26 protein-coding genes are annotated in these 23,645 nt (G+C 56.9%); 10 read left to right on the forward strand and 16 right to left on the reverse strand.

What is annotated here, in order from left to right:
• Positions 1-10: 10 nt before the first annotated feature.
• The 13 genes from lpdA to mdh form a co-directional block, all read right to left on the reverse strand.
• Positions 11-1,399, reverse strand: coding sequence for a dihydrolipoyl dehydrogenase (lpdA, locus tag AC2FFB_RS06220; protein ID WP_496691804.1), 1,389 nt, complete (start codon positions 1,397-1,399; stop codon positions 11-13).
• Between the two features lie 84 nt (positions 1,400-1,483).
• Positions 1,484-1,873 (reverse strand): MAPEG family protein, encoded by a 390-nt coding sequence (locus tag AC2FFB_RS06225; RefSeq protein ID WP_142635462.1) that lies wholly within the window; start codon positions 1,871-1,873, stop codon positions 1,484-1,486.
• 43 nt (positions 1,874-1,916) lie between these two features.
• Entirely contained in the window at positions 1,917-2,192 is a 276-nt protein-coding gene (locus tag AC2FFB_RS06230; protein ID WP_281972553.1) for a hypothetical protein, read from the reverse strand.
• A complete protein-coding gene (gene odhB / locus AC2FFB_RS06235) occupies positions 2,189-3,691 on the reverse strand; it encodes a 2-oxoglutarate dehydrogenase complex dihydrolipoyllysine-residue succinyltransferase (protein WP_496874668.1) in 1,503 nt (500 codons plus the stop codon). Before odhB ends, AC2FFB_RS06230 begins: the two co-directional genes overlap by 4 nt.
• 2 nt (positions 3,692-3,693) lie before the next feature.
• Positions 3,694-6,651: a 2-oxoglutarate dehydrogenase E1 component gene (locus tag AC2FFB_RS06240; protein WP_271948442.1), complete on the reverse strand. Its 2,958-nt coding sequence runs from the start codon at positions 6,649-6,651 to the stop codon at positions 3,694-3,696.
• A gap of 37 nt (positions 6,652-6,688) precedes the next feature.
• The gene (locus AC2FFB_RS06245; RefSeq protein WP_496874669.1) at positions 6,689-7,387 is read right to left on the reverse strand and encodes a sulfotransferase family 2 domain-containing protein; all 699 of its coding nucleotides are present in this window, start codon (positions 7,385-7,387) and stop codon (positions 6,689-6,691) included.
• Between the two features lie 57 nt (positions 7,388-7,444).
• Positions 7,445-7,987, reverse strand: coding sequence for a DUF805 domain-containing protein (locus AC2FFB_RS06250; RefSeq protein WP_425596244.1), 543 nt, complete (start codon positions 7,985-7,987; stop codon positions 7,445-7,447).
• Positions 7,988-8,014: 27 nt separating this feature from the next.
• The gene (locus AC2FFB_RS06255) at positions 8,015-8,263 is read right to left on the reverse strand and encodes a hypothetical protein (protein ID WP_142635470.1); all 249 of its coding nucleotides are present in this window, start codon (positions 8,261-8,263) and stop codon (positions 8,015-8,017) included.
• A gap of 204 nt (positions 8,264-8,467) precedes the next feature.
• Positions 8,468-9,349, reverse strand: a complete 882-nt coding sequence (sucD, locus tag AC2FFB_RS06260; RefSeq protein ID WP_108860757.1) for a succinate--CoA ligase subunit alpha — start codon at positions 9,347-9,349, stop codon at positions 8,468-8,470.
• Between the two features lie 13 nt (positions 9,350-9,362).
• On the reverse strand, positions 9,363-9,764 hold the full coding sequence (locus AC2FFB_RS06265) for a hypothetical protein (protein WP_058281906.1): 402 nt from the start codon (positions 9,762-9,764) through the stop codon (positions 9,363-9,365).
• Between the two features lie 82 nt (positions 9,765-9,846).
• Positions 9,847-11,040 (reverse strand): ADP-forming succinate--CoA ligase subunit beta, encoded by a 1,194-nt coding sequence (gene sucC / locus AC2FFB_RS06270; RefSeq protein ID WP_496712150.1) that lies wholly within the window; start codon positions 11,038-11,040, stop codon positions 9,847-9,849.
• A gap of 216 nt (positions 11,041-11,256) precedes the next feature.
• Positions 11,257-12,105 (reverse strand): putative nucleotide-diphospho-sugar transferase, encoded by an 849-nt coding sequence (locus AC2FFB_RS06275; protein ID WP_496874670.1) that lies wholly within the window; start codon positions 12,103-12,105, stop codon positions 11,257-11,259.
• Between the two features lie 69 nt (positions 12,106-12,174).
• A complete protein-coding gene (gene mdh / locus AC2FFB_RS06280; RefSeq protein ID WP_142635480.1) occupies positions 12,175-13,137 on the reverse strand; it encodes a malate dehydrogenase in 963 nt (320 codons plus the stop codon).
• Positions 13,138-13,298: 161 nt separating this feature from the next.
• On the opposite strand from mdh, the gene AC2FFB_RS06285 reads away from it, so the two are divergent.
• Entirely contained in the window at positions 13,299-14,054 is a 756-nt protein-coding gene (locus tag AC2FFB_RS06285; protein ID WP_271948427.1) for a sulfite exporter TauE/SafE family protein, read from the forward strand.
• On the opposite strand, the gene AC2FFB_RS06290 is transcribed toward AC2FFB_RS06285, so the two are convergent.
• Positions 14,051-14,350, reverse strand: coding sequence for a hypothetical protein (locus AC2FFB_RS06290; protein WP_271948426.1), 300 nt, complete (start codon positions 14,348-14,350; stop codon positions 14,051-14,053). The genes AC2FFB_RS06285 and AC2FFB_RS06290 overlap by 4 nt on opposite strands.
• 171 nt (positions 14,351-14,521) lie before the next feature.
• Between AC2FFB_RS06290 and AC2FFB_RS06295 the strand changes: the two genes are divergently transcribed.
• The 8 genes from AC2FFB_RS06295 to sdhA all read left to right on the forward strand — a co-directional run bounded on the left by AC2FFB_RS06295 (position 14,522) and on the right by sdhA (position 20,700).
• Entirely contained in the window at positions 14,522-15,379 is an 858-nt protein-coding gene (locus tag AC2FFB_RS06295) for an HpcH/HpaI aldolase/citrate lyase family protein (RefSeq protein ID WP_496688979.1), read from the forward strand.
• Between the two features lie 6 nt (positions 15,380-15,385).
• Positions 15,386-15,940 carry an NnrU family protein gene (locus AC2FFB_RS06300; protein WP_496874671.1) on the forward strand — a complete coding sequence of 185 codons (555 nt, stop codon included), beginning with the start codon at positions 15,386-15,388 and terminating at the stop codon, positions 15,938-15,940.
• A 12-nt stretch (positions 15,941-15,952) separates the two neighbouring features.
• Entirely contained in the window at positions 15,953-16,159 is a 207-nt protein-coding gene (locus tag AC2FFB_RS06305) for a DUF1737 domain-containing protein (protein ID WP_281972543.1), read from the forward strand.
• Positions 16,159-17,187: a MaoC family dehydratase gene (locus tag AC2FFB_RS06310; protein ID WP_142635492.1), complete on the forward strand. Its 1,029-nt coding sequence runs from the start codon at positions 16,159-16,161 to the stop codon at positions 17,185-17,187. The genes AC2FFB_RS06305 and AC2FFB_RS06310 overlap by 1 nt, the downstream gene beginning before the upstream one ends.
• Positions 17,188-17,237: 50 nt before the next feature.
• Positions 17,238-17,900, forward strand: a complete 663-nt coding sequence (locus AC2FFB_RS06315) for a DUF1194 domain-containing protein (protein WP_142635494.1) — start codon at positions 17,238-17,240, stop codon at positions 17,898-17,900.
• Between the two features lie 199 nt (positions 17,901-18,099).
• Entirely contained in the window at positions 18,100-18,483 is a 384-nt protein-coding gene (gene sdhC / locus AC2FFB_RS06320; protein WP_142635496.1) for a succinate dehydrogenase, cytochrome b556 subunit, read from the forward strand.
• An 11-nt stretch (positions 18,484-18,494) separates the two neighbouring features.
• The gene (locus tag AC2FFB_RS06325) at positions 18,495-18,866 is read left to right on the forward strand and encodes a succinate dehydrogenase, hydrophobic membrane anchor protein (RefSeq protein ID WP_142635498.1); all 372 of its coding nucleotides are present in this window, start codon (positions 18,495-18,497) and stop codon (positions 18,864-18,866) included.
• Positions 18,867-18,891: 25 nt separating this feature from the next.
• Complete coding sequence (gene sdhA, locus AC2FFB_RS06330; RefSeq protein WP_142635500.1) at positions 18,892-20,700, forward strand: succinate dehydrogenase flavoprotein subunit; 1,809 nt, start codon at positions 18,892-18,894, stop codon at positions 20,698-20,700.
• 78 nt (positions 20,701-20,778) lie between these two features.
• Here the strand turns inward: sdhA and AC2FFB_RS06335 are convergent, their stop codons facing one another.
• Together AC2FFB_RS06335 and AC2FFB_RS06340 are read right to left on the reverse strand one after the other, a co-directional pair.
• Entirely contained in the window at positions 20,779-21,645 is an 867-nt protein-coding gene (locus tag AC2FFB_RS06335) for an FkbM family methyltransferase (protein WP_496693578.1), read from the reverse strand.
• Positions 21,638-22,609, reverse strand: coding sequence for a glycosyltransferase family 4 protein (locus AC2FFB_RS06340; protein ID WP_496693579.1), 972 nt, complete (start codon positions 22,607-22,609; stop codon positions 21,638-21,640). The genes AC2FFB_RS06335 and AC2FFB_RS06340 overlap by 8 nt, the downstream gene beginning before the upstream one ends.
• 254 nt (positions 22,610-22,863) lie before the next feature.
• Here AC2FFB_RS06340 and AC2FFB_RS06345 point away from each other — a divergent pair, with 254 nt between their 5' ends.
• Positions 22,864-23,643, forward strand: a complete 780-nt coding sequence (locus AC2FFB_RS06345) for a succinate dehydrogenase iron-sulfur subunit (protein WP_496693580.1) — start codon at positions 22,864-22,866, stop codon at positions 23,641-23,643.
• The last annotated feature ends 2 nt before the right edge of the window (positions 23,644-23,645 follow it).

Here is a 23,645-nt window from a genome sequence, read left to right on the forward strand (position 1 = left end):
GGTCCTTTTGTTAGCTGTGAATTGGCCCGTCACCACAGGCCAGGGCCGCCTCACGCACCGCTTCGGAATATGTCGGATGCGCGTGACAGGTCAGCGCCAGATCTTCGGCCGAGGCGCCGAATTCCATCGCCACGCAGACTTCGTGAATCAAATCACCCGCAGCCGGGCCAATGATATGCGCGCCCAGAATGCGGTCGGTTTCCTTGTCTGCCAGAATCTTGACGAATCCATCCGAGGCAAAGTTCGCCTTGGCGCGGCCATTGCCCATGAACATGAACTTTCCGACCTTATAGGCACGGCCCTGTTCTTTGAGTGTCGCCTCGGTCTCGCCGACATTGGCGACCTCGGGCCAGGTGTAGATCACGCCCGGAATGACGCCATAGTTCACATGCCCATGCTTGCCCGCAACCTGTTCGGCGGCGGCCATGCCCTCGTCTTCGGCCTTATGCGCCAGCATCGGGCCTTCAGTCACGTCGCCGATGGCATAGACGCCCGGCACGTTAGTCTGCCAATCGGCGCCTACCTTGATCTGACCGCGGGGTGTCATTTCAACACCCAAAGCGTCCAGCCCCAAACCATCCGAGAACGGTTTGCGCCCAGTAGCGACAAGGACGGTATCGGCGTCAATCACATGCTCGCTGTCATCCTTCAGCAGCTTATAAGTCACCTTGGCCTTGGTCTTGGTGGCTTCGGTCTTTTGCACCGCAGCACCCATGACAAAGTTCAGGCCCTGTTTCTTGAGGATGCGCTGGAAGGTTTTCTGAACCTCAGGGTCCATGCCCGGGGTGATTTCCTTGAGGAATTCGATCACCGTGACTTCGGAACCCAGACGGCTGTAGACCGAGCCCAGTTCAAGCCCGATCACACCTGCGCCGATGACGACCATCTTTTTCGGGATTTTTCCCAGCGCCAACGCACCGGTCGAGGTCACGACAACCTTTTCGTCCACTTCGACACCAGGCAGTGCGGATGGCTCGGACCCGGACGCGATGATGATGTTCTTGGCTTCATGCACCTCGTCACCCACCTTGACCTGCCCAGCGGCCGGGATTGAACCCCAGCCTTTCAGCCAGTCGATCTTGTTCTTCTTGAACAGGAATTCGATGCCCTTGGTGTTCCCGTCAATGACTTCGTCCTTATAGGCCTGCATCTGCTTCCAATCGACCGAAGGGCTTTTGCCCTTGAGGCCCATCTTGGCAAAGTTATGTTCGGCCTCGTGCAGCTGATGGCTGGCATGCAACAGCGCCTTGGACGGAATGCAGCCCACGTTGAGGCAAGTGCCGCCCAGCGTCTCACGCCCTTCGACCACGGCGGTTTTCAACCCCAGCTGCGCGCAGCGGATGGCGCAGACATAGCCGCCGGGGCCTGCTCCGATTACGATGACGTCATAGTTTGCCATTTGTCCGGTCCTTGTATTTGGTGGGGTCGGATGCGCTTGTCCGCGCAATGCACCCCCATTGAATAATCTATGCGGCAGCTCGAATCAAAACACAGCTGCCAACAGCATTGCAGTGGTCGCCAGCAGCCCGATCATCCAGATCACCGTACGCCATGGTGTCCAGCCAAATGCATAGGCCGGAACATAGGAAGCGCGTGCGATCAGGTAGACCCAACTACAGGCGGCAGTAAAAGCGCTGGATTGCCCCGAGGTCGTAATGACCAAAGATGCGATAGAGAACAAAACCAACCCTTCGGAATGGTTGCTAAGTGCACGGTGCAGACGTCCCATTGCAGCAGGTTTGTCAAACGGGGTATCACGAGGTCCCAACGCGTGCAGCACATCGACCTTACCGTGGCCAGAGATCAAATAGGCGACAAATTGAGCGACCCAAAGAAGGGCTGCCAGCGACAAGACGGTCAATTCCGTGGTCATTCAGTTTGTTTCCTCGCACTAGGAACGGATGCGATAAATCGGTTTAAACTGGCGTCAGAAGCTTCACCTGAATATGCGCGATCCCGCCACGTTCGTGATGCATGGCCAATTCCTCGGAATCAAAGAAACTCAGGGCCTTTTCAAGATCAACCACCTCAAACATTGCAACGGCATGATCACGCTGATCGGGGTCTTTCCAGATGTGGAGGTCGCGGATACCCGCGGCCTCCCGCATTGGCTTGTCTTCGCGAAACACTTTCAGCCAGACATCAAAATCGGCAACGTCAGCCTGCCAGAGAACATGAGTTGCCATGGTCATAGATCCATCAGCAAGCGGCGTGGATCTTCCAGTGCCTCTTTCACGCGCACTAGGAAGGTCACAGCACCTTTGCCGTCCACGATCCGGTGGTCATAGGACAGAGCCAGATACATCATCGGGCGGATCTTGACCTCACCGTTGATGGCCATCGGACGGTCCTGAATCTTGTGCATACCAAGAATACCCGACTGCGGCGGGTTCAGAATCGGCGAGGACATCAGCGAGCCATAGACGCCGCCGTTCGAGATGGTGAAGGTGCCGCCCTGCATCTCTTCCATGCTCAGCTTGCCGTCACGGGCGCGCCTGCCCTTTTCGGCGATGGCCTTTTCGATCGCGGCAAATGACATCGAATCCGCATCACGGATGACCGGAACAACAAGACCGGTCGGCGTGCCCGCGGCGACACCCATATGCACAAAGTTCTTATAGACAATGTCGGTGCCATCAATCTCGGCATTCACTTCGGGCACTTCTTTCAGTGCATGACAGCAGGCCTTGGTGAAGAAGGACATAAAGCCCAGACGGACGCCGTGCTTCTTCTCGAACTGGTCCTTGTACTGGTTACGCAGGGCCATCACCTCTGTCATGTCCACCTCGTTATAGGTGGTCAGCATGGCGGCGGTGTTCTGGCTGTCTTTCAGGCGCTTGGCGATGGTCTGGCGCAGACGGGTCATGCGCACGCGTTCCTCGCGGCTGGCATCCTGTGCGGCAACGGGTGCGCGTGGTGCTTGGGCCGCTGGTGCAGGTGCCGCCGCTGCGGCCGCCGGGGCGGCGACTGCCTTGGCTACGTCTTCTTTCATGATACGACCGTCGCGACCGGTGCCGGTGACCTGATCAGCGGACAGGCCAGCCTCGGCCATGGCTTTTTGGGCCGAAGGCGCATTGGCGACGTCCTTGCCACCAACGGAATCCCCGCCGCTCGCCGGAGCGGCTACGACCGGAGCGGCTACTGCCCCTGCTGCTGAACCCGAGATCACCGCCAGCTTGGCTGCGGCGTCTACAGTTGCGCCTTCAGGGGCAACGATTTCTGCCAGAACACCCGCCGCAGGGGCGGGAACCTCGACCGAGACCTTGTCGGTTTCCAGCTCACACAGCATCTCGTCCTGTGCGACGCTGTCACCGACCTGTTTGAACCAGGTCGAGACCGTCGCTTCGGTCACGGATTCGCCCAGCGTGGGCACCATCACATCAACGCTGCCGCCCGAGGCTGCCGGTGCTGCGGCAGGCGCAGGTGCGGCGGCTGGGGCCGGGGCGGCACCTTCTCCGGCGACGATTGTTGCCAACAGGGCATTGACGCCTACGGTTTCGCCTTCGGCGGCGACAACCTCACCCATCACGCCAGCGGCGGGCGAGGGGACCTCGACCGTGACCTTGTCGGTTTCAAGCTCGCACAGCATTTCATCGACCGCGACTGCATCACCGGGTTTCTTGAACCAGGTGGCAACGGTGGCTTCGGTAACGGATTCGCCCAGCGTGGGAACACGAACTTCAATGGACATCATTACTTTCCTTCAATGCTCAGCGCTTCGTTCACCAGCGCTTCTTGTTGGGCTTTATGTTGGCTGGCCAGACCCGTTGCAGGCGAGGCCGAGGTGGCGCGGCCGACATAGACCGGGCGGGTATTCTTGGCGCCGATCCGGGTCAGGACCCATTCGATATTGGGTTCGATAAAGGACCACGCCCCCTGGTTCTTGGGCTCTTCCTGACACCAGATGATTTCGGCTCCCTTGAACCGTTCCAGTTCATTGATCAGCGAATGCGCGGGGAACGGATAGTACTGTTCGATCCGCATCAGATAGACATCGTCGATGCCGCGCGCGTCACGCTCTTCCAGCAGGTCGAAATAGACCTTGCCGGAACACATCACGACCCGTTTGATTTTGTCATCCTTGACCAGGGTTGTGTCCGAGTTACCCTTTTGCGCGTCGTCCCACAGCACCCGGTGGAAGCTGGAGCCGGTGGTGAAATCCTCGGCCGTGCTGATCGCCAGCTTGTGGCGCAACAGCGATTTCGGTGTCACCAGGATCAGCGGCTTGCGGAAGGTTCTGTGCAGCTGACGGCGCAGGATGTGGAAGTAGTTCGCAGGCGTCGTGCAGTTGGCCACGATCCAGTTGTCCTGACCACACATCTGCAGAAAGCGTTCCAGACGCGAGGACGAGTGTTCAGGCCCTTGCCCTTCGAACCCGTGCGGCAGCAGGGTCACCAGACCGGACATGCGCAGCCATTTGCTTTCGCCCGAGCTGATGAACTGATCGAACATGATCTGCGCACCGTTGGCGAAATCGCCGAACTGCGCCTCCCACAGGGTCAGAGCGTTGGGTTCAGCCAAGGAAAAGCCGTATTCAAAGCCCAGAACCGCGTATTCCGATAGCATCGAGTCGATCACCTCATATTGTGATTGACCAGCTCGGATGTTGTTCAGTGGATAGTACCGCTCTTCGGTTTCCTGATTGATAAAGCCGGAATGGCGCTGGCTGAACGTACCGCGCGTCGCGTCCTGTCCCGACAGGCGAACTGGATAGCCTTCGGTCAGCAATGATCCAAAGGCAAGCGCCTCACCCGTGGCCCAGTCAAAGCCTTTGCCGGTTTCGAACATTTGCTTTTTGTGGTCCAGCAGGCGGCCGACAGTTTTATGGAGTGCAAATCCCTCAGGGGCCCGGGTTAGCGATGCGCCAACTTCGGCCAGGGTTTCTGGTGCAATCGCAGTATCGCCGCGAACATATTCGTCTTTGTTCTTATCCAGATGCGCCCAACGCCCGTCCAGCCAGTCGGCCTTGTTGGGCTTATAGTCTTTGCCGGCTTCGAACTCATCATTCAGATGGGCCTGGAAGGCGGCTTTCATATCTTCGATCTCGCCTTCGGGGATCAACCCGTCCTTGACCAGCCGTTCCGTGTATAGTGACAGCGTGGTCTTATGGGTCTTGATCTTCTTGTACATGATCGGGTTGGTGAACATGGGCTCGTCGCCCTCGTTATGCCCGAACCGGCGATAGCAGAATATATCCAGAACCACGTCCTTGTGGAACTTCTGGCGAAACTCGGTCGCAACCTTGGCTGCGTGTACCACCGCCTCGGGGTCGTCGCCATTCACGTGGAAGATCGGGGCTTCAACCATCAGTGCGATATCCGTGGGATAAGGGCTGGAGCGCGAGAAATGCGGTGCGGTTGTAAAGCCGATCTGGTTGTTCACCACGATATGCATGGTGCCGCCGGTCCTGTGACCGCGCAGGCCGGACAGGCCGAATCCTTCGGCAACGACACCCTGACCGGCAAAGGCCGCATCGCCATGCAGTAGAATGGCCATGACTCTGGTCCGGTCGGTGTCGTTCAACTGATCCTGCTTGGCGCGGACCTTGCCCAGAACAACAGGGTTCACCGCCTCAAGGTGGCTTGGGTTAGCGGTCAATGACAGGTGTACGCTGTTGCCGTCAAATTCGCGGTCGCTTGAGGCGCCTAGGTGGTATTTTACATCGCCCGAGCCATCCACGTCCTCAGGCTTGAAGCTGCCCCCCTGGAATTCGTTAAAGATGGCGCGGTATGGCTTGGCCATTACATTCGCTAGAATGTTCAGACGTCCGCGGTGTGGCATGCCGATGACAATATCGCTTAGGCCTAGGGCCCCGCCGCGTTTGATGATCTGTTCCATCGCGGGGATCAATGCTTCGCCGCCGTCCAGACCAAAGCGCTTGGTGCCCATGTATTTCACGTGCAGGAACTTTTCGAACCCTTCGGCCTCGACCATCTTGTTCAGGATGGCCTTGCGGCCCTCTTTGGTGAACGCGATTTCCTTGCCATAGCCTTCGATCCGTTCCTTCAGCCAGGCAGCCTCTTCCGGGTTCGAAATATGCATGTATTGCAGCGCGAAGGTGCCGCAATAGGTGCGTTTCACGATCTCGACGATCTGGCGCATGCTGGCCATCTGCAGGCCCAGCACGTTGTCGATAAAGATCGGGCGATCCATATCGGCATCGGTAAACCCATAAGTCTTGGGGTCCAATTCCGGATGCGTGCTGGCAGCCCGCATGCCCAACGGGTCCAGATCGGCGGCCAGATGACCCCGAATACGATAGGCCCGGATCAGCATCAGCGCCCGCAGACTGTCCAAAACTGCGCGTTTAATCTGGTCTTCGCTGACGGCAACACCTTTGTCGGCGGCTTTTTCCTTGATCTTCTTGCCCGCCGCCTTGGCGTCGATCTCGGCCCATTCGCCAGTCAACGCACCGGTCAGATCATCCGTCGGCATCGGCGGCCAGTCGGACCGCGCCCACGAAGGTCCCTCGGCCTCGCGCTGGACATCAGGCGAGGCGTCGCCCATGGCCTTGAAGAACTCGGCCCAGGCGGCATCCACCGCGCCGGGGTTCTTGGTATACTGGGCGTAGAGCTGCTCCAGATATTCGGCATTATGCCCCTGCATAAAGCTTGAGGCGTGGAAGGCAGAGTTGGGCGAATGTTCGGTCATTGTAGGACCTCAAATGCGATTTCGGATTTGGTAGGATTTAGTCTTGCGGATCTTCGGGGTAGTTTCCGGCCTCGAATACCCAGGTCATTCTTCGTCGAACGATGTCTATCGTATCTGCGTCGAAATAATCGGGCACTGGAATGCCTTTTCGTCGTTCGGCCATCGACTTTTCGTGCGGCAATTCAAAGCTGTCTTCCGGCAGCCCAAAGGAGCGATAAATCTCTTTCAGATCTGACTGCAGGTTTTCCTTGCGGACGAACTTGTCCACGATCAGCTTGTTGTTGATCGAGACTATCTCCCAGTTATTGCCCCAGGCCTTTGACCGGATGAACTCTTTGAACTGAGCAATTTCGGTCTGCGGGTCTTCCGAGGGCAATCCTTGCTGATGCTTCTGAAAGTGGTAGTCGGATACAGCACGATCGAACGGATTTCGTACGTTGGCGATCTTTGTATAGGAATCAAAGGTCTTTGACCCAAGATTGGCTCGAACCTGTTTCGCAGGCATATGGTTGCGCCATGCGTATTTGCGCCAAAACTGCCATTTTGGCCGGACCAAACCTGCAGTTTTCCCACGAGCACCGACAATACCGTATTTCGATACGCGGATTTGCCCATTTTCAAGCCGCGGAAGACCGGGTTCTTCGCATAAAGGCTGAAGCGCTATCTCGGTAGAGGTTCCCGCAGTCTTCGTCGTCTTGAGATAGATGAATTTGTGCTCATGGCAAACCAAAACCATGTCAGATGGCCTTTCTGGCCACAGGGGCCGCTTGTATAGAGTTTACGCTCAGCAGGTTCATTGAGGGACCTCTGAAGGATTGGGACCGTATTGGTTGGTGCCTGGCTGGCTGGGGCGGGTCAGCCACCATAGGACCAGGAGGGGCGACACAAACAGGATCAGAAGCGTCGGAATGACGATCAGCAGCGTGGCGCGGGTGAACAGGATGTCCAGATTGCCGCCATGCTGGAAATGCGAGGCGAGGCCGATGCCAAAGACCAGTACGGCCCCGGCGCCAAAGAACAGCAGGATTGGCAGCAGCGCATACAGCCCGCTGCGCCCGGTATCATGCATCCGCCGCCATGCGACGGCCAGATGCGGGAAGAACACGATTAGACCAACAATGCCCTGCACAGGCTGCGAAGACGTGACGGACACGGATCTGGACGTCTCGGTCTCAGTCACAGCGACTTGCGTGAAGAACTGCGCGTCTATGATCCCGGCAATAATGCTCCAGATCAGGATGAACAGGAAAAAGAACCAGTATTCGGGCCTCGAGGCCCTCCCTGAGAAGGTGAAGAACTTGGCGAAACAGGTGCGGATGGCGTCAGAGAAGGTCATGGTTGTTGTTTGGCTCATGCCTTGCCCCTAATTTTGGACCGGGCAGTCGAAAACTGACTGGCGGCGTTCAAATAGCAGAAGTGAGCTGCCGACCGAAGTATCGGAAACAAGTCTAGCGGATCCTTCAAATTGCGAGCACCAAAAATCGGCAGCTGCTTGCAACTCTTCATCGTCGACACGAATGCTCAAATAAGTAAATGAGATGCGGTCATCGCCCAATGTTTTTGTCGAGCCACCTGTGACGCCAGGAATGGCGCGAACGATGAATTGATCCATCGGTGCTTCACTAGATGCGTCGGCGCTGGCTAGGTTACCTAAGCAGGCGACCGCTACAACGAGTCCTGCCCAGCGGCATCGCCGGGCAGCGTCCGTCCACCCCGTTTTGCCGAAGGCAAACCAAAGAATTGACGGGCAGGTGCTTCGCACCCACCCGCAGTTGGGCGCCGCCCTCAGCTCATATGGGCAACAGGGAGTCACAGCTCACCCAATCGCTTCCAGCACAGCCTCACCCAGCTGCGCCGGGCTTTCGGCCACGACGATACCGGCCGAGCGCATGGCTTCGATCTTGTCCTCGGCACCGCCCTTGCCACCGGCGACAATCGCGCCCGCGTGGCCCATGCGGCGGCCCGGAGGGGCCGTGCGGCCTGCGATGAAACCGGCGGTCGGCTTGGAGCGACCCTTCTTGGCCTCATCCGCCAGGAACTGCGCGGCTTCTTCTTCGGCCGAGCCACCGATCTCACCGATCATGATGATCGAGTGGGTCTCGTCATCGGCCAGGAACCATTCCAGCACGTCGATATGCTCGGTCCCTTTGATCGGGTCGCCGCCGATGCCGACGCAGGTGGACTGACCCAGACCCACATCGGTGGTCTGCTTGACGGCCTCATAGGTCAGAGTGCCCGAGCGGGACACAACGCCGACCGAGCCGCGCTTGTGAATGTGGCCGGGCATGATGCCGATCTTGCAGGCGTCGGGCGTGATGACACCGGGGCAGTTCGGGCCGATCAGGCGCGAGTTCGAACCTTCCAGCGCGCGCTTGACCTTCATCATGTCCAGAACCGGGATGCCTTCGGTGATGCAGACGATCACTTCCATCTCGGCATCAATCGCCTCAAGGATCGAGTCCGCCGCGAAGGGCGGCGGCACATAGATCACCGATGCATTGGCCTCGGTCACATGCTTGGCCTCGTGGACCGAGTTGAACACGGGCAGGTCAAGATGTGTCATCCCGCCTTTGCCGGGGGTCACGCCGCCGACCATCTTGGTGCCATACGCAATGGCCTGTTCAGAGTGGAATGTGCCCTGCGAGCCGGTAAAGCCCTGACAGATCACTTTGGTATTTTCGTCGATGAGGACTGCCATTTTTAGGAGTCTCCTATTTCAGTTTCTCTGCGGCGACAGAAAAGAAGCCCGTCGCCTTATCGAATTCTTGGATGCGCCAACCATGGTTTGCGCGCTGCGCGGGCAACCAAGGATCAGCAGCGCCATATCCTTGTCCGGGAACACCATTGACTACGATCACATCTACCCAACCATCGAACTCCGAAACTGCACGCTCAACGTGATTTGCGCGTTTTTTGTGTCCGGGTTGGTTTTCCCAATCAGTTGAGCCAGGCGTCCCCCGTGTCCAAAGATCAAGACGCGGAGGTACAGGGGTCCATTGAACTTCGGATTTCCAGAGTGTGATGCAGACTCCATCATCTTTCTCGGCGCTCCAATCCTGACGTGGATTTGGAACTTCGTACCCAAGTGAATTGAAGGCTTCTACATATTGCATCACATACCCCCGGGGCTCCGCCCGTTCGTGCCTCAAACGCACCGCTGGAGCGTTTGCCGGGGCAAAAGCCCCGGATTGGCCCTCACCCCTTAACCGCCTTCACGATCTTCTCGGCACCGTCTTTCAGGTTGTCTGCCGCGATCACGTCCAGGCCCGAGGTGTTGATGATCTCTTTGCCTTTCTCAACATTTGTGCCTTCCAGACGCACAACAAGCGGAACCTGCAGGCCGACCTCTTTCACTGCGGCGACCACGCCCTCGGCAATGACGTCACAGCGCATGATGCCGCCGAAGATGTTGACCAGAATGCCTTTGACCTGCGGGTCGCTGGTGATGATCTTGAACGCCTCGGTGACTTTCTCTTTGGTCGCACCGCCGCCGACGTCGAGGAAGTTGGCAGGCTCAGCCCCATAGAGCTTGATGATGTCCATCGTCGCCATCGCCAGACCGGCACCGTTGACCATGCAGCCGATCTCACCATCCAGTGCGATGTAGTTCAGGTCGTATTTCGAGGCTTCCAGTTCCTTGGAATCTTCTTCGGTCGTGTCGCGCAGCTCGGCGATATCAGGGTGGCGGTACATCGCGTTGCCGTCAAAGCTGACTTTGGCGTCCAACACTTTCAGGTCGCCGCTGTCGGAGACGATCAGCGGGTTAATCTCCAGCATTTCCATGTCCTTCTCGACGAAGGCGGCATAGAGCTGGCTCATCAGTTTGACGCACTGTTTGACCTGCGCGCCCTCCAGGCCCAGCGAGAAGGCGATGCGGCGGCCATGATAGGGCTGATAGCCTGTGGCTGGGTCAACCGAGAAGGACAAGATTTTCTCAGGCGTGGCTGCGGCCACCTCTTCGATATCCATGCCGCCTTCGGTCGAGCAGACGAATGAGATGCGGCTGGTCTGGCGGTCTACCAGCAGGGCCAGGTACAGTTCGCGTTCGATGCCGGAACCGGCCTCGATATAGATGCGGTTGACCTGTTTGCCCGCAGGACCGGTCTGATGCGTGACCAGTGTGCGGCCTAGCATCTTTTTTGCTTCTTCAGAGGCTTCTTCCACCGACTTGGTCAGACGGACACCGCCCTTTTCACCGGCATCGGCCTCTTTGAAAGAGCCCTTGCCACGGCCACCCGCGTGGATTTGCGCTTTGACGACCCAAAGAGGTCCGTCCAGTTCACCGGCTGCGGTTTTAGCTTCCTCGGCGCGCAGGACCGCGCGACCGTCGGAAACCGGGGCGCCATAGCTGCGAAGAAGCGCTTTGGCCTGATATTCGTGAATGTTCATCGAAACTGTCCCGTCTGACTACGATTGACCGATATAGGCGTGTCTAAGGGGTAAGTTTAAAGGCTTTTTTGACGTAAAGGAGGTTTTTCACGAAGATTTTCATTATTTGTGATCACAGCTTTTCAGGGTGTGATCACAAAACTTGAGCTGGTATTGAGCGTTGATTCGGCAGGAAATTCACCCAATAGAATATGACGTTTTCAAGCTAGCGCTAACCTATCCGCGTCTGAGGCGGACGATACCCTTTTTCACTGACATCACCAGTTTGCGCAGTTTGCCCAACAAGCCTTTGTCGGCCAGTGGTCGGACTTTTTTCGACGCGCCGGGCGTGAGCTGTGCGTCGGCTTCGATAAGGCTGTTGATATGACGTTCGAGATCGGGCCCTACCAAACCGGCGACAGTTCTAGCGCTGTCCAGCCGCTTGTCATGACGGCTGTGAAATTTGTAGTGATGCAGCAGGCGCGGGGCGCTGTGCAGAAAACCGAACATCTCGGCCTGACGATAATCGAGGAAGTTGTACTCGGGTGGCAGAACTGCCAGTCGCAACGCGCTGGCAAACAGCTTTTCGCGGATCAGCGCCTGATCTGAGGTCAGGTTTTCCGAGATGATAGTCTCTTGTACATCTTGCAGGAAATCCAGCACTGCGTCCGAAGTGCGAATTCCAACCAGCCCGCCATTGAGATGGGGAAATGCGTTGGGCAGCGGAGTTTTCCAAACACGTTGCGCATGGGCCGAGTTGCGCAAAGGGTCATGGACCATCGCGATATCAAACTGCTCTAGGACGGTGAAGATATCCGACATATCTGCCAGACAGCGCACATCGGCATCCAAATAGACCGTCTTTTCGAACCGGGACCGCACAAGGCTTTCGAACTTGGGTCGGAACCAGCTTTTGTCCAGCATGTGGATTTGGTCAAACACTTCTGTTCCCGGGATGTTTTCGAGGTCGGTGAACAGGTCGACCGGTACATCCGGCATGGCGACCTTTAACGACCGAGCCGCTGCCACCGCTGTTTCGATGTAATCCTTACCGCTTGCGGCAATGACAAATCCCTGAGACGACATGGCAATCTTCCAAAAAATGACCCGGCCCACCATGGGTGAGCCGGGTTCTGTTTAACCGTATAAGACGGATCAGGCCAGAGAGCTGTCGATGCCTTTGCATGCTTCGATCAGGCCCTTCACGGCGTTGACCGAATTGTCGAAACCGGCCTGCTCTTCTTCGTTGAGCTTGATGTTGACGATACGCTCGATACCGCCTGCGCCGATCACGGTGGGGACGCCGACATACATGCCTTCGACACCCAGCTCTCCGTCGCAATAAGCGGCGCAGGGCAGGACGCGTTTCTGGTCTTTCAGATAGGCTTCGGCCATTTCGATTGCCGATGTGGCAGGCGCATAGAAAGCCGAACCTGTTTTCAGCAGGCCAACGATTTCAGCCCCGCCGTCTCGGGTACGCTGCACGATTGCGTCCAGTTTCTCTTGTGTGGTCCAGCCCATCTCGACCAGATCGGGAAGCGGGATGCCCGCAACGGTAGAATAACGAACCGAAGGAACCATGGTGTCGCCGTGGCCACCCAGAACAAAGGCAGTGACGTCGCGCATGGACACGTTGAATTCTTCCGACAAGAAGTGGGCAAAACGGCCCGAGTCCAGTACGCCCGCCATGCCGCAGACTTTGTTGTGCGGCATGCCCGAGAATTCACGCAGAGCCCAGACCATCGCGTCCAGCGGGTTGGTGATGCAGATGACAAAAGCATCGGGCGCGTTGGCGGCGATGCCTTCACCGACCGACTTCATGACTTTCAGGTTGATGCCCAGCAGGTCATCACGGCTCATGCCTGGCTTGCGTGGGACACCTGCGGTGACGATGCAAACGTCGGCGCCTGCGATGTCCTCATAGGACTGGGTGCCTTTTAGCTTGGCGTCGAACCCTTCGGAAGGGCCGGATTCTGCGATATCCAGCGCCTTGCCTTCCGGAGTGCCCTCGGCGATGTCGAACAGCACGACGTCACCGAGTTCCTTCATTGCTGCGAGGTGGGCGAGCGTGCCGCCGATCTGACCTGCGCCGATCAGCGCGATCTTGGGTCTGGCCATTTGGAAAATCTCCGGTCGGTATTGAAATCGCGGTTTTGCTAGTCCTAAAACCGGCGCTGCGCAAGCCTTCTGCGGCGCGGCATGCCACCGCATACCGTTTGCATGTCTCCTACCGATTGCGCTAAACCGCCTGTGACTCATGCATATTTACGGGACGCCGCATGTTCGAGATGGACCTGATGTTTTTTGCCGTGGCGATCCCTGCTGTGATCTTCGCCGGCATCTCGAAGGGTGGGTTCGGCTCGGGGGTGGCGTTTGCCGCGTCATCGATTCTGGCACTGATCCTGACACCGGGACAGGCGCTTGCACTGATGTTGCCAATTCTGATGGTAATCGACGTCGCTACGCTGGGCCCCTATTGGAAACGCTGGAGCTGGCCGGATTCACGCCTGCTGATCGTGGGGGCAGTGCCGGGTGTGGCTGTGGGCGCCTGGCTGTATCGCGCCACGAATGACGACCTTCTGCGCCTGCTGATCGGAGGGATTTCAGTGGGGTTCGTGATCTGGCATGTGGCCCAGAGAAAGGGCTGGATCCGCGGCTTTGCCAATCGCCTGCCGCCATTTGCGGGAATTCTTGCGGGGTTGGTCGCCGGATTCACTAGCTTTGTCAGTCATGCGGGCGGCCCACCCGCCGCCGTCTATCTGATCTCGCAGCGTCTGTCTAAAACCGAGTTTCAGGCGAGCACAGTGCTGGTCTTCTGGGTCATCAATGTCGCTAAATTCATTCCGTATGCCTATCTGGGTCTGTTCACATGGCACACTGCGCTGGCCGACTTGTTGCTGGCTCCATTTGCCGTGCTTGGTGCATGGCTAGGTGTGCGCGCGCATTTCATGATATCCGAACGCCTGTTCTTCGGTATTGCCTACGTTTTGCTGATGCTGACCGGAACAAAACTGATCTGGGAGGCCCTGAGCTAGACATTGGGCGGCAGCGCTTCGGCCATATCTTCGTAGGACTGGCCCGAAGCCACAAGGCAGGTCATTCCATCCGGTAATGTCACCGTAATAGTCCAGCTTCCGCTTTGATCAGAGGCAAAGACTTCCATCACCGCACCTTGTCGGGCGATGCCAATGCTCTTACGCGTTTCGCCATAAGTCTCGGCCAGTCGAGTTATGACCTCGTCGCGGGGGGCGCAGCTTTGAGCCTGCACCTGCTGGGCGGCCAGAACCATGATACCCAGCCCCATTGTCATATTGAACAGCGTCTTGCTCATCGGTGAACCCTTTTGATTGCGATCTGCCAAGACGGTGACCGGTGCAGACCGAAATACGGTTAAAGGAACGCACGTTGCGTCGTTAATGCTGCGGTGCGGCAAGTTTACGCTTGAACTTTCCTGCAGAAAATGCCCCATTCTGCGCAACATTATTTCAAGAGGCCGAAGCCAATGGACTCCCGTCAGCGACCCTACCGTTCCGTATTGTACATTCCCGGTTCCAAAGACCGGGCGTTGGACAAGGCCCGCAACCTGCCTGTTGATGCGGTTATTTTTGACCTCGAAGATGCGGTCGCGGCGGAGGAAAAAAACAACGCGCGCGAAACGCTGGGGGCTGCCTTGGCTGCTGGCGGTTATGGGGCGCGGGTCAAGATCGTACGAATCAATGGCCTAGATACCGAATGGGGCCGGGCCGATGCCCTAGCCGTGCGGGACATGGACGTGGATGTGGTTCTGCTGCCCAAAGTGAATTCTGCCGCAGATGTGGATGCGTTGGCCGCAATAACCGGTGAGCTGCCGATATGGGCCATGATGGAGACGCCGCGCGGGATGCTGAACGCCGCCGAAATTGCCGCGCATCCGCAGATGGCGGGCTTCGTCATGGGCACCAACGATCTGGCTAAGGAATTGCAGACACGGTTCCGCCCAGACCGCCTGCCGTTGCAGACGTCGCTGGGCCTGTGCCTGTTAGCCGCGAAGGCCGAGGGGCTGATCATCGTAGATGGCGTCTATAACGCCTTCAAGGACAGCGAAGGCCTGGCGGCCGAATGCGCGCAGGGCCGCGATATGGGCTTTGACGGCAAGACCCTTATCCATCCCGCACAGGTCGATGTCACCAACGACGCCTTCGCCCCATCGGATGAGGAAATCGATCTGGCCCGCCGCCAGATCACCGCCTTTGAAGAGACCGAAGCACAAGGGCAGGGCGTCGCGGTCGTCGATGGCAAGATCGTGGAAAACCTGCACGTTGCAACCGCCCGTGAAACTCTGGCAAAAGCAGAGGCGATTTCAGCTTTGCAAGCGGGGTAAGCCAGCATGGGCTTTGTTCTTCTGATTCTTGGTGTGGCGCTCTGGTGGGCCGCACATCTGTTCAAACGCGTGATGCCGGACCAGCGCGCGGCGATGGGCAAAGGCGGTGCGGGCGCGGTGGCGCTGGCGCTGCTGGCGTCAATCCTGTTGATGATCTTCGGTTATCGCATGACCGATTTCATCCCAATATGGTCGCCGCCGACCTTTCTGATCCACGTCAACAACCAGCTGGTGCTGATCGCTATCTATATGATGAGCCCCGCAGGCCAAAAGGGTCGTCTGCTGAACAAGCTGCGTCACCCGATGCTGGGCGGCATGAAGCTCTGGGCCTTTGCGCATTTGCTGGTCAATGGTGATCTGGCCTCAATCGTCCTGTTCGGCGGCTTGCTGGCCTGGGCGGTGGTCGAAGTGATCGTGATCAACAAATCCGAGCCGGACTGGACACCGGGCGAGCCGGGCACTTACGGCAAGGATGCGATGTTCTTTGTCGCGTCGATCGTTCTGCTGGGCATTATCGGCTATATTCACGGGTTGGTCGGCCCGTCGCCGTTTGGTTCATAAAGGTTTGACAACATGGCAACACTCTATCGTCTGCTGACCGAGGAAGACACCGCAGCCTTCTGTCACAAAGTGTCGGACGCGCTGGCAAAAGGGTGGGAGCTGTATGGCGACCCGTCCTATGCCTTTGACACTGCAAACAACGTGATGCGTTGTGCGCAGGCCGTGACCAAAGAGGTTGCGGCCGACTATTCCCCTGAAATGAAACTGGGACAGCAATAATGGCAAAGACCAATCCGGGCCGTTTCTTCGAGGATTATTCTGTAGGGCAAGTGCTGCACCACGCGGTGCCTCGCACCGTGACCGATGGCGAACGGGCGTTGTATCATGCGCTCTATCCGGCGCGTCATGCTCTGTATTCCTCGGATGAGTTCGCCCGGAATTGTGGCCTGCCGCAAAGCCCGATTGATGATCTGGCGGCGTTTCACGTGGTGTTTGGCAAGACTGTCCCTGATGTATCGCTGAATGCAGTGGCCAATCTGGGCTATGCTGAGGGGCGTTGGCTGAAGCCGGTTTATCCCGGCGATACGCTGCGGTCGGAATCCGAAGTGATTGGGGTCAAGCAGAACTCGAACGGAAAAACCGGTGTGGTGTGGGTGCGAACCCGTGGCCTGAACCAGCGCGATGAGGTGGTTATTGAGTATGTCCGCTGGGTGATGGTGCGCAAATCGAACCCTGACGCGCCCGCCCCGGACACGGTGGTGCCCGAGTTGAAACAGGCGCTGGAGCCTCAGGATCTGGTAGTGCCACAAGGGCTGAACTTTTCCTCCTATGAATTTGTTCAGGCCGGTGAAGCGCATCGGTGGGGCGATTACGCGATTGGTGAAAAGATTGATCATGTGGACGGCGTCACGGTGGAAGAAGCCGAGCATATGCTGGCCACGCGGCTTTGGCAGAACACTGCCAAGGTTCATTTCGATCTGACCTTCCGCCCCGAAGGCCGTCTGATCTATGGCGGGCACGTGATCTCGATGGCGCGGACCCTGTCGTTCAATGGATTGGCAAATGCGCAGATGATCGTCGGGTTGAACGGTGGCGCCCATGCCAACCCTTGCTTCTCAGGCTATACCATTAAGGCCTGGTCTGAGGTGCTGGACAAAGCCGAAACTGGCATCCCCGGCGTTGGGGCGGTCCGGTTGCGGCTGGTCGCCACGAAGGGTGGAGAGCCATTCGAGTTGAAAAATGACGATGGCCGATATCTGCCCAACGTTCTGTTGGACCTCGACTACTGGGCTTTGATGCCAGTCTGACCCCACATTCATTTGAACGCAGCCTGCAATATTCGTGCTAGGCTGCAACCATGTCTCTGCTTCGCTCTTTCGTCGCCTGTTTCTTTCTGGCCCCGACCGCCGAGGCGTGTGATCTTGCTTTGGCTCTGGCCGTTGATGTCTCGGGATCGGTGGATTCGAACGAATACCGCATACAAATGGACGGCCTGGCCGCTGGATTGCGTGACCCCATCGTCTCCGAGGCGCTGGTGCGCGGGAATGCGCGGTTGATGCTGGTCCAATGGACCGGAGCCTCTCGTCAGAAGGTGACGATCCCCTGGACACATATGGATAGCTTTGAAGCCATAGATAGCTTCGCCAGACAGGTGGCTGCGGATGCCAGAGTCTGGCGCAATTTTTCGACTGCAATCGGTGAGGCGCTTGAGACCACAATGTCCAGTTTCAGCGAGGTAACCGAATGCAAACGGCACCTGATTGATATTTCGGGTGATGGGGTTTCCAACGAAGGGGTTGAACCGTCCGAGATTCACGATGTGTTGCGTGGGAAAGGTGTCACGGTAAATGCCATCGCCATCGAGGAAAGCGAACCCGACTTGACGGCCTATTTCTTTGAGAACGTCATTGTAGGTGAGGGAGCGTTTGTCGTTTCGGCGGCCGGGTTCGAGGATTATCCGGCCCGCATCCGAAAGAAACTGTTGCGGGAAGTGACCCAGCAAACGGCCGGTCTGAAATAAGTGTGGCAGGGATTCGGAGCTGCAGGCGCTAACATCTGTTTCGTCTTATTTGATTTGTGATCACAAGAATATTTTGTGTGATCACTTTATCGCTTAATCTGTCATTTTGCGCGAATTCTGAGCTTTTTTGCAGCTGCAGCACGTGACAGTGTCGCAAAAACCAGTAAAACCTTCGGAAGCCAACCGAAAAGGAGCCGCCATGAGCGATGTAAATCGGGGCAACCGCCCGCTCTCACCGCATATCCGCATCTACCGCCCACAGATGACGTCTCTGTCATCGATCATGGTTCGGATGACTGGATTGGCCGTGTTCGCAATCGCAGCACTTGTGGTGTGGTGGCTGTTGGCGGCGGCAACCTCTGAGGCGGCCTTTGCAGGCATAGACGGATTTCTGCGCAGCTGGTTCGGTGATCTTGTCATGACCGGAGCGGCCTGGGGTTTGTGGTACCACACATTGGGCCGCTTGCGTCATGTCTTTTGGGATTTCGGCTACTGCCTGGATGTTGATCTCTCTGAAAAGCTGGGATGGGGCATGTTCGTTGGTGCCACGATCCTGACCATCATCACCGTTCTTGTGGTTTAAGGAGACGTTCGATGCGATACCTGACTGACCGTAAACGCGCCGAGGGTCTGGGAGCGGGCAAATCCGGAACCCAAACACATTGGAACACAATGGTCCGGGCCATGATCCTGACCGTTCTGATTCCTCTCTTCATCTTCACATTTGGTGCCGGTCTGGGCGGAACCTACGAAGAGGTTCTGGCTTATTTCAGTCGCCCCTTCCCGGCGATCGTATGCGCGCTGACACTGATCGTTGCCCTGTTGCAGCTGATGTACGAAGCGCAGGAGGCCATCGAAGACTATATCCATGGTGTCGCCGAAAAAGTGACGCTGGTTGCGATGTGGGCGTTTGGCTACACGCTGATGGTTGCGGGGCTGTTCGCCCTGGTGAAACTCGCCCTGTGATGATGCGCGGTAAGGAATAAGAACAATGACAGCAGCATATGAATACGAAACCCACGAATACGACGTCGTTGTCGTAGGCGCAGGTGGTGCAGGTCTTCGCGCAACGCTGGGTATGGCGGAACAGGGTCTGCGTACGGCATGCGTGACCAAGGTGTTCCCGACCCGCTCACACACGGTTGCCGCGCAGGGCGGCATCGCGGCGTCGCTGTCGAATATGGGTCCTGACCACTGGCAGTGGCATATGTACGACACGGTCAAGGGCTCGGACTGGCTGGGCGACACCGACGCGATGGAATACCTCGCACGTGAGGCACCCAAGGCGGTCTATGAGCTAGAGCATTACGGTGTGCCCTTCAGCCGGACCGAGGAAGGCAAGATTTATCAGCGTCCCTTTGGCGGCCACACCACCGAATTTGGTGAAGGCCCCGCGGTTCAGCGGACCTGTGCCGCTGCTGACCGGACCGGCCACGCAATCCTGCACACGCTCTATGGTCAGTCGTTGAAAAACAATGCTGAGTTCTACATCGAATATTTCGCCATCGACCTGATCATGTCCGACGACGGACAGTGTCAGGGTGTCGTCTGCTGGAAGCTGGACGATGGCACCATGCATGTCTTCAACGCCAAGATGGTGGTGCTGGCGACCGGCGGCTATGGCCGGGCGTATTTCAGCGCCACTTCGGCCCATACCTGCACCGGTGACGGTGGCGGTATGGTGGCCCGCGCGGGTCTGGCGCTGCAGGATATGGAGTTCGTTCAATTTCACCCGACCGGCATCTACGGCTCGGGCTGTCTGATCACCGAAGGTGCGCGGGGTGAGGGCGGGTACCTGACCAATTCCGAAGGCGAACGGTTCATGGAGCGCTATGCGCCTCAGTACAAAGACCTGGCACCGCGCGACTATGTCTCGCGCTCAATGACTATGGAAATCCGCGAAGGGCGCGGTGTGGGTGCAGAGGGCGACCACATCCACCTGAACCTTAGCCACTTGCCTGCCGAGGCTTTGGCCGAGCGTCTGCCGGGTATTTCCGAAAGCGCCAAGATCTTCGCCGGTGTGGACGTGACCAAAGAGCCGATCCCGGTTCTGCCGACCGTGCACTACAACATGGGCGGTATCCCGACCAACTATTGGGGTGAGGTTCTGAACCCTACCGCCAAGGACCCAACCGCCGTGGTCCCGGGCCTGATGGCTGTGGGTGAGGCTGGCTGCGCCTCGGTCCATGGGGCGAACCGTTTGGGCTCAAACTCGCTGATCGATCTGGTGGTCTTTGGCCGCGCGGCGGCGATCCGGGCCGGCAAGGTTGTGGATGCCGATAGCGCCAACCCGGTTCTGAACCAGGGGTCGGTCGACAAAGCCTTTGATCGCTTTGACACCGTCCGTAACGCCAGCGGAGCGATCCCGACCGCCGATCTGCGGCTTGAGATGCAAAAGACCATGCAGGCTGACGCGGCCGTATTCCGCACCGCCAAAACCATGGCCGAAGGTGTTGAAAAGATGACGGCGATTGCCGCCAAGATGGACGACCTGAAAGTCACCGACCGCTCGTTGGTCTGGAACAGCGATCTGATGGAAACGCTGGAACTGACCAACCTGATGCCAAGTGCGCTGGCCACCATCGTCGGTGCCGAAGCGCGTAAGGAAAGCCGTGGTGCCCATGCGCATGAGGATTTCAGCGAACGCGACGACAAAAACTGGCGCGTTCACACGGTGTCCCGCGTGGATGGTAATAAAGTGAACCTCAGCTATCGCCCGGTGATCGTCGATCCGCTGAGCACCGAAGCAGAAGGCGGAATCAGTCTGAAGAAAATCGCGCCCAAGGCGCGGACTTTCTGATGTGATTGGGCAGTCCGCGACCAACCACCGGACTGCTCAAATTCTATGGGTCAGTAATATCTGTACTTAGCCAATCGGCTATGGCGAGATGAATGTTTCAATGTACTGATTCACATCGGCTTCAGAGATTTCCTGACGCTGTGCCAATATGTCGAGAATTTTCAGGCTGACATCTGTGAACCCAAAAACACCTTCGGTTAGAATTGCCAGTCGCTTTAGTATCTGGCTGTTCAGCTCTGCAGGATCAGACAAGTCCCTGAGATAGATAATGTCCCCGTCCAGCATTTGTGTCGATTCAAAGTCCGAAAGAACTCCCGACCATTTCGATACGACCAGCCTGTTCTCGATATGCGCAAAACTATGGGGCAAAAACCCCAATTTTCTGAGAAATGTGTCAACCTCGCCAAAACCTGGCTGATTCTCGTACAATGGAAAAAACGATACTTCGGTCTGTATGGCGGCGACATTTTTCAGCGTGTTTTCCGCCGAGGTAAACACCGAAAGTTCGGCACCCTGAATGTCAATTTTCAGAAAATCCACTGGACCCAAACCTGCGATATCATCCAGCCGCTGGGTTTGCATCTCCATACTGCCAATTTGCCTTGCAGCATTGCGTAGGCCACGTAGGTAAAGAAGTGTTTTTTCCCTTATTTTCAGCAAGGATGTCAAGCCCGAGCCCTTGTAGATATTCAACAAGGCCGGTTTGCCGTCTCCGACTGCAAAGTTGAAATACTCTTCATTTGCACCTTTATTGCGGACGACCTCTTTCATCGTGTCTTCCTGAGGTTCAAAACCGACGACATTGCAGAGGTCGTTCTTTAGCAAATCACGGTAAGGGGCGTCATGGCGCATTGGATTGGCGCCAATATCGGCAATGCGTACAAAACTGCTCAAATCCAGAAGATCGTACAAAGCAGAAATGCGGGCGCTGAAAAGATTATCCATTTCTTAGAACCGTAAGCGCTTCGGCCAACTTGCGGCTGATCCGCTCTGGCGCGCGTTCCTGAGCGAATTCGAAGCACGCCCTACGTTTTTCAGCGAGTTCTGAATCGGACATTTCCATCACCTTCATCATCATGCGGATCAGTCCTCGAGGGTTTTGTGCCGGATACAGTAGATCATGACAGGATTCCGGGGTCGTCTGCCGGTGGGGTTCAATGTCCGGAGCGACAACTGGCAAGCCGAAGGTCATGGCAAGCATTGCGGTTCCAGAGGTGAAGGTTTGTGTAGATGGCAAAACATAGGCGTGAGCTTGGGAAAAAACACTCGGAATAGCCTCATCTTCTACGCGTTCGCCTATCACGGTTACGTTTGAAATGGCGTCCAGCCGTCGTACCAATCGCCGACTGGGCCGGAAGACTCGGCCTACCACTGACATATGAAAGTCGAAACCCCTGTTGGTTAGCTTCCGGATGGCGAAATGAAGCCGGTCCAACTCGCGGTTTCCGCGCATCGCGCCAAAGGTCAAAAAATGGGTCTGATCGCGTGGTTGCATCAGGCGCGCAAGCGTGATTTCAGCGCTTTCATAAACGCCTAGATAGCTTGGGTGAGGGATCAGGCAAATCTTATTCGGTTCCGCGTCATATTGGGCGATCATATGTTGTCGCGCGTTTGGGGTATGGACATGGATCATATCGACCAGCTCTGCCAACTTGCGTCGCGCCGCGTGAAACCCATCGTTGCCCTCACGCGCTGAATGCGCGGCGCGATTGTGAATGGTCCAGATGACGCGACCACCGTTTGATTTATACAGCTCAAGTCCCGACACGGCATCTTGAAACAGAGCGTTGTTCGCGGGATCTTCACCATCCTTGATCGGAAACAGCCTGTCATCCCATTGGATATGCAGGATTCCGTGTTCGGTCTGAAACTCTGGTTTCGCAATCTCTGCAAAGTTCAGCTGTTTCATTGCAGCTAGAGAAAACTCTGGCTCGCATGCGCTGTACATCATGTTTTGGTAGGGGTTTTTGGTGCCGTAGGGAATATTCAATACTCGTGTCTGCATACGGCACTCAGCTTTTGCTTTCTCGGGTGCAGACTCCACGCACATAAGCTCAATGTAAAGGTGAAATCACCCATCTTTATTGACTGTTTTCAAGGCTAAATGGTTGGCTTTCGCACTTGCAGCGTGTATCTATACACGGGAATTTAGCGAGGTCGGAAATGGTACAACTCACCCTGCCAAAAAATTCTCGGATTACCACCGGAAAGACATGGCCCAAGCCAGAGGGCGCGACGAATGTGCGCAAGTTCCAGATCTATCGCTGGAATCCTGACGACGGTCAAAATCCCCGGGTGGATACCTATTTCGTCGATATGGACAGCTGCGGTCCGATGATTTTGGATGCGCTGATCAAGATCAAGAATGAGATCGACCCAACCTTGACCTTCCGCCGGTCTTGTCGCGAGGGCATTTGTGGGTCCTGTGCGATGAATATCGACGGGATCAACACGCTGGCCTGCATCTATGGCATGGATGAGATCAAGGGCGATGTGAAAATCTATCCTTTGCCCCATATGCCTGTGGTCAAGGACCTGATTCCGGACCTGACCCATTTCTATGCCCAGCACGCAAGCATCATGCCCTGGCTAGAAACCAAGACCAACCGGCCTGCGAAAGAGTGGAAGCAATCCATTGAAGACCGCAAAAAGCTGGATGGTCTTTATGAATGTGTGATGTGTGCCAGCTGCTCGACCTCGTGCCCAAGTTATTGGTGGAATGGCGACCGCTATCTTGGCCCGGCGGCTCTGCTGCATGCATATCGTTGGATCATTGACAGTCGAGATGAGGCAACGGGTGAGCGCCTGGATGAGTTGGAAGATCCGTTCAAGCTGTATCGTTGCCACACGATCATGAACTGCGCCAAAACCTGCCCGAAGGGTCTGAACCCCGCAAAGGCAATCGCCGAGATCAAAAAGTTGATGGTCGAACGCACGGTGTGAGG

This window comes from Ruegeria sp. YTSA219, assembly GCF_059609985.1.

What these genes read in the sequence shown, in the direction of transcription:
- lpdA (WP_496691804.1), bottom strand. Translation starts at nt 1,399, where the DNA reads ATGGCAAACTATGACGTCATCGTAATCGGAGCAGGCCCCGGCGGCTAT.
- AC2FFB_RS06225 (WP_142635462.1), bottom strand. Translation starts at nt 1,873, where the DNA reads ATGACCACGGAATTGACCGTCTTGTCGCTGGCAGCCCTTCTTTGGGTC.
- AC2FFB_RS06230 (WP_281972553.1), bottom strand. Translation starts at nt 2,192, where the DNA reads ATGACCATGGCAACTCATGTTCTCTGGCAGGCTGACGTTGCCGATTTT.
- odhB (WP_496874668.1), bottom strand. Translation starts at nt 3,691, where the DNA reads ATGTCCATTGAAGTTCGTGTTCCCACGCTGGGCGAATCCGTTACCGAA.
- AC2FFB_RS06240 (WP_271948442.1), bottom strand. Translation starts at nt 6,651, where the DNA reads ATGACCGAACATTCGCCCAACTCTGCCTTCCACGCCTCAAGCTTTATG.
- AC2FFB_RS06245 (WP_496874669.1), bottom strand. Translation starts at nt 7,387, where the DNA reads ATGGTTTTGGTTTGCCATGAGCACAAATTCATCTATCTCAAGACGACG.
- AC2FFB_RS06250 (WP_425596244.1), bottom strand. Translation starts at nt 7,987, where the DNA reads ATGACCTTCTCTGACGCCATCCGCACCTGTTTCGCCAAGTTCTTCACC.
- AC2FFB_RS06255 (WP_142635470.1), bottom strand. Translation starts at nt 8,263, where the DNA reads ATGGATCAATTCATCGTTCGCGCCATTCCTGGCGTCACAGGTGGCTCG.
- sucD (WP_108860757.1), bottom strand. Translation starts at nt 9,349, where the DNA reads ATGGCAGTCCTCATCGACGAAAATACCAAAGTGATCTGTCAGGGCTTT.
- AC2FFB_RS06265 (WP_058281906.1), bottom strand. Translation starts at nt 9,764, where the DNA reads ATGCAATATGTAGAAGCCTTCAATTCACTTGGGTACGAAGTTCCAAAT.
- sucC (WP_496712150.1), bottom strand. Translation starts at nt 11,040, where the DNA reads ATGAACATTCACGAATATCAGGCCAAAGCGCTTCTTCGCAGCTATGGC.
- AC2FFB_RS06275 (WP_496874670.1), bottom strand. Translation starts at nt 12,105, where the DNA reads ATGTCGTCTCAGGGATTTGTCATTGCCGCAAGCGGTAAGGATTACATC.
- mdh (WP_142635480.1), bottom strand. Translation starts at nt 13,137, where the DNA reads ATGGCCAGACCCAAGATCGCGCTGATCGGCGCAGGTCAGATCGGCGGC.
- AC2FFB_RS06285 (WP_271948427.1), top strand. Translation starts at nt 13,299, where the DNA reads ATGTTCGAGATGGACCTGATGTTTTTTGCCGTGGCGATCCCTGCTGTG.
- AC2FFB_RS06290 (WP_271948426.1), bottom strand. Translation starts at nt 14,350, where the DNA reads ATGAGCAAGACGCTGTTCAATATGACAATGGGGCTGGGTATCATGGTT.
- AC2FFB_RS06295 (WP_496688979.1), top strand. Translation starts at nt 14,522, where the DNA reads ATGGACTCCCGTCAGCGACCCTACCGTTCCGTATTGTACATTCCCGGT.
- AC2FFB_RS06300 (WP_496874671.1), top strand. Translation starts at nt 15,386, where the DNA reads ATGGGCTTTGTTCTTCTGATTCTTGGTGTGGCGCTCTGGTGGGCCGCA.
- AC2FFB_RS06305 (WP_281972543.1), top strand. Translation starts at nt 15,953, where the DNA reads ATGGCAACACTCTATCGTCTGCTGACCGAGGAAGACACCGCAGCCTTC.
- AC2FFB_RS06310 (WP_142635492.1), top strand. Translation starts at nt 16,159, where the DNA reads ATGGCAAAGACCAATCCGGGCCGTTTCTTCGAGGATTATTCTGTAGGG.
- AC2FFB_RS06315 (WP_142635494.1), top strand. Translation starts at nt 17,238, where the DNA reads ATGTCTCTGCTTCGCTCTTTCGTCGCCTGTTTCTTTCTGGCCCCGACC.
- sdhC (WP_142635496.1), top strand. Translation starts at nt 18,100, where the DNA reads ATGAGCGATGTAAATCGGGGCAACCGCCCGCTCTCACCGCATATCCGC.
- AC2FFB_RS06325 (WP_142635498.1), top strand. Translation starts at nt 18,495, where the DNA reads ATGCGATACCTGACTGACCGTAAACGCGCCGAGGGTCTGGGAGCGGGC.
- sdhA (WP_142635500.1), top strand. Translation starts at nt 18,892, where the DNA reads ATGACAGCAGCATATGAATACGAAACCCACGAATACGACGTCGTTGTC.
- AC2FFB_RS06335 (WP_496693578.1), bottom strand. Translation starts at nt 21,645, where the DNA reads ATGGATAATCTTTTCAGCGCCCGCATTTCTGCTTTGTACGATCTTCTG.
- AC2FFB_RS06340 (WP_496693579.1), bottom strand. Translation starts at nt 22,609, where the DNA reads ATGAAACAGCTGAACTTTGCAGAGATTGCGAAACCAGAGTTTCAGACC.
- AC2FFB_RS06345 (WP_496693580.1), top strand. Translation starts at nt 22,864, where the DNA reads ATGGTACAACTCACCCTGCCAAAAAATTCTCGGATTACCACCGGAAAG.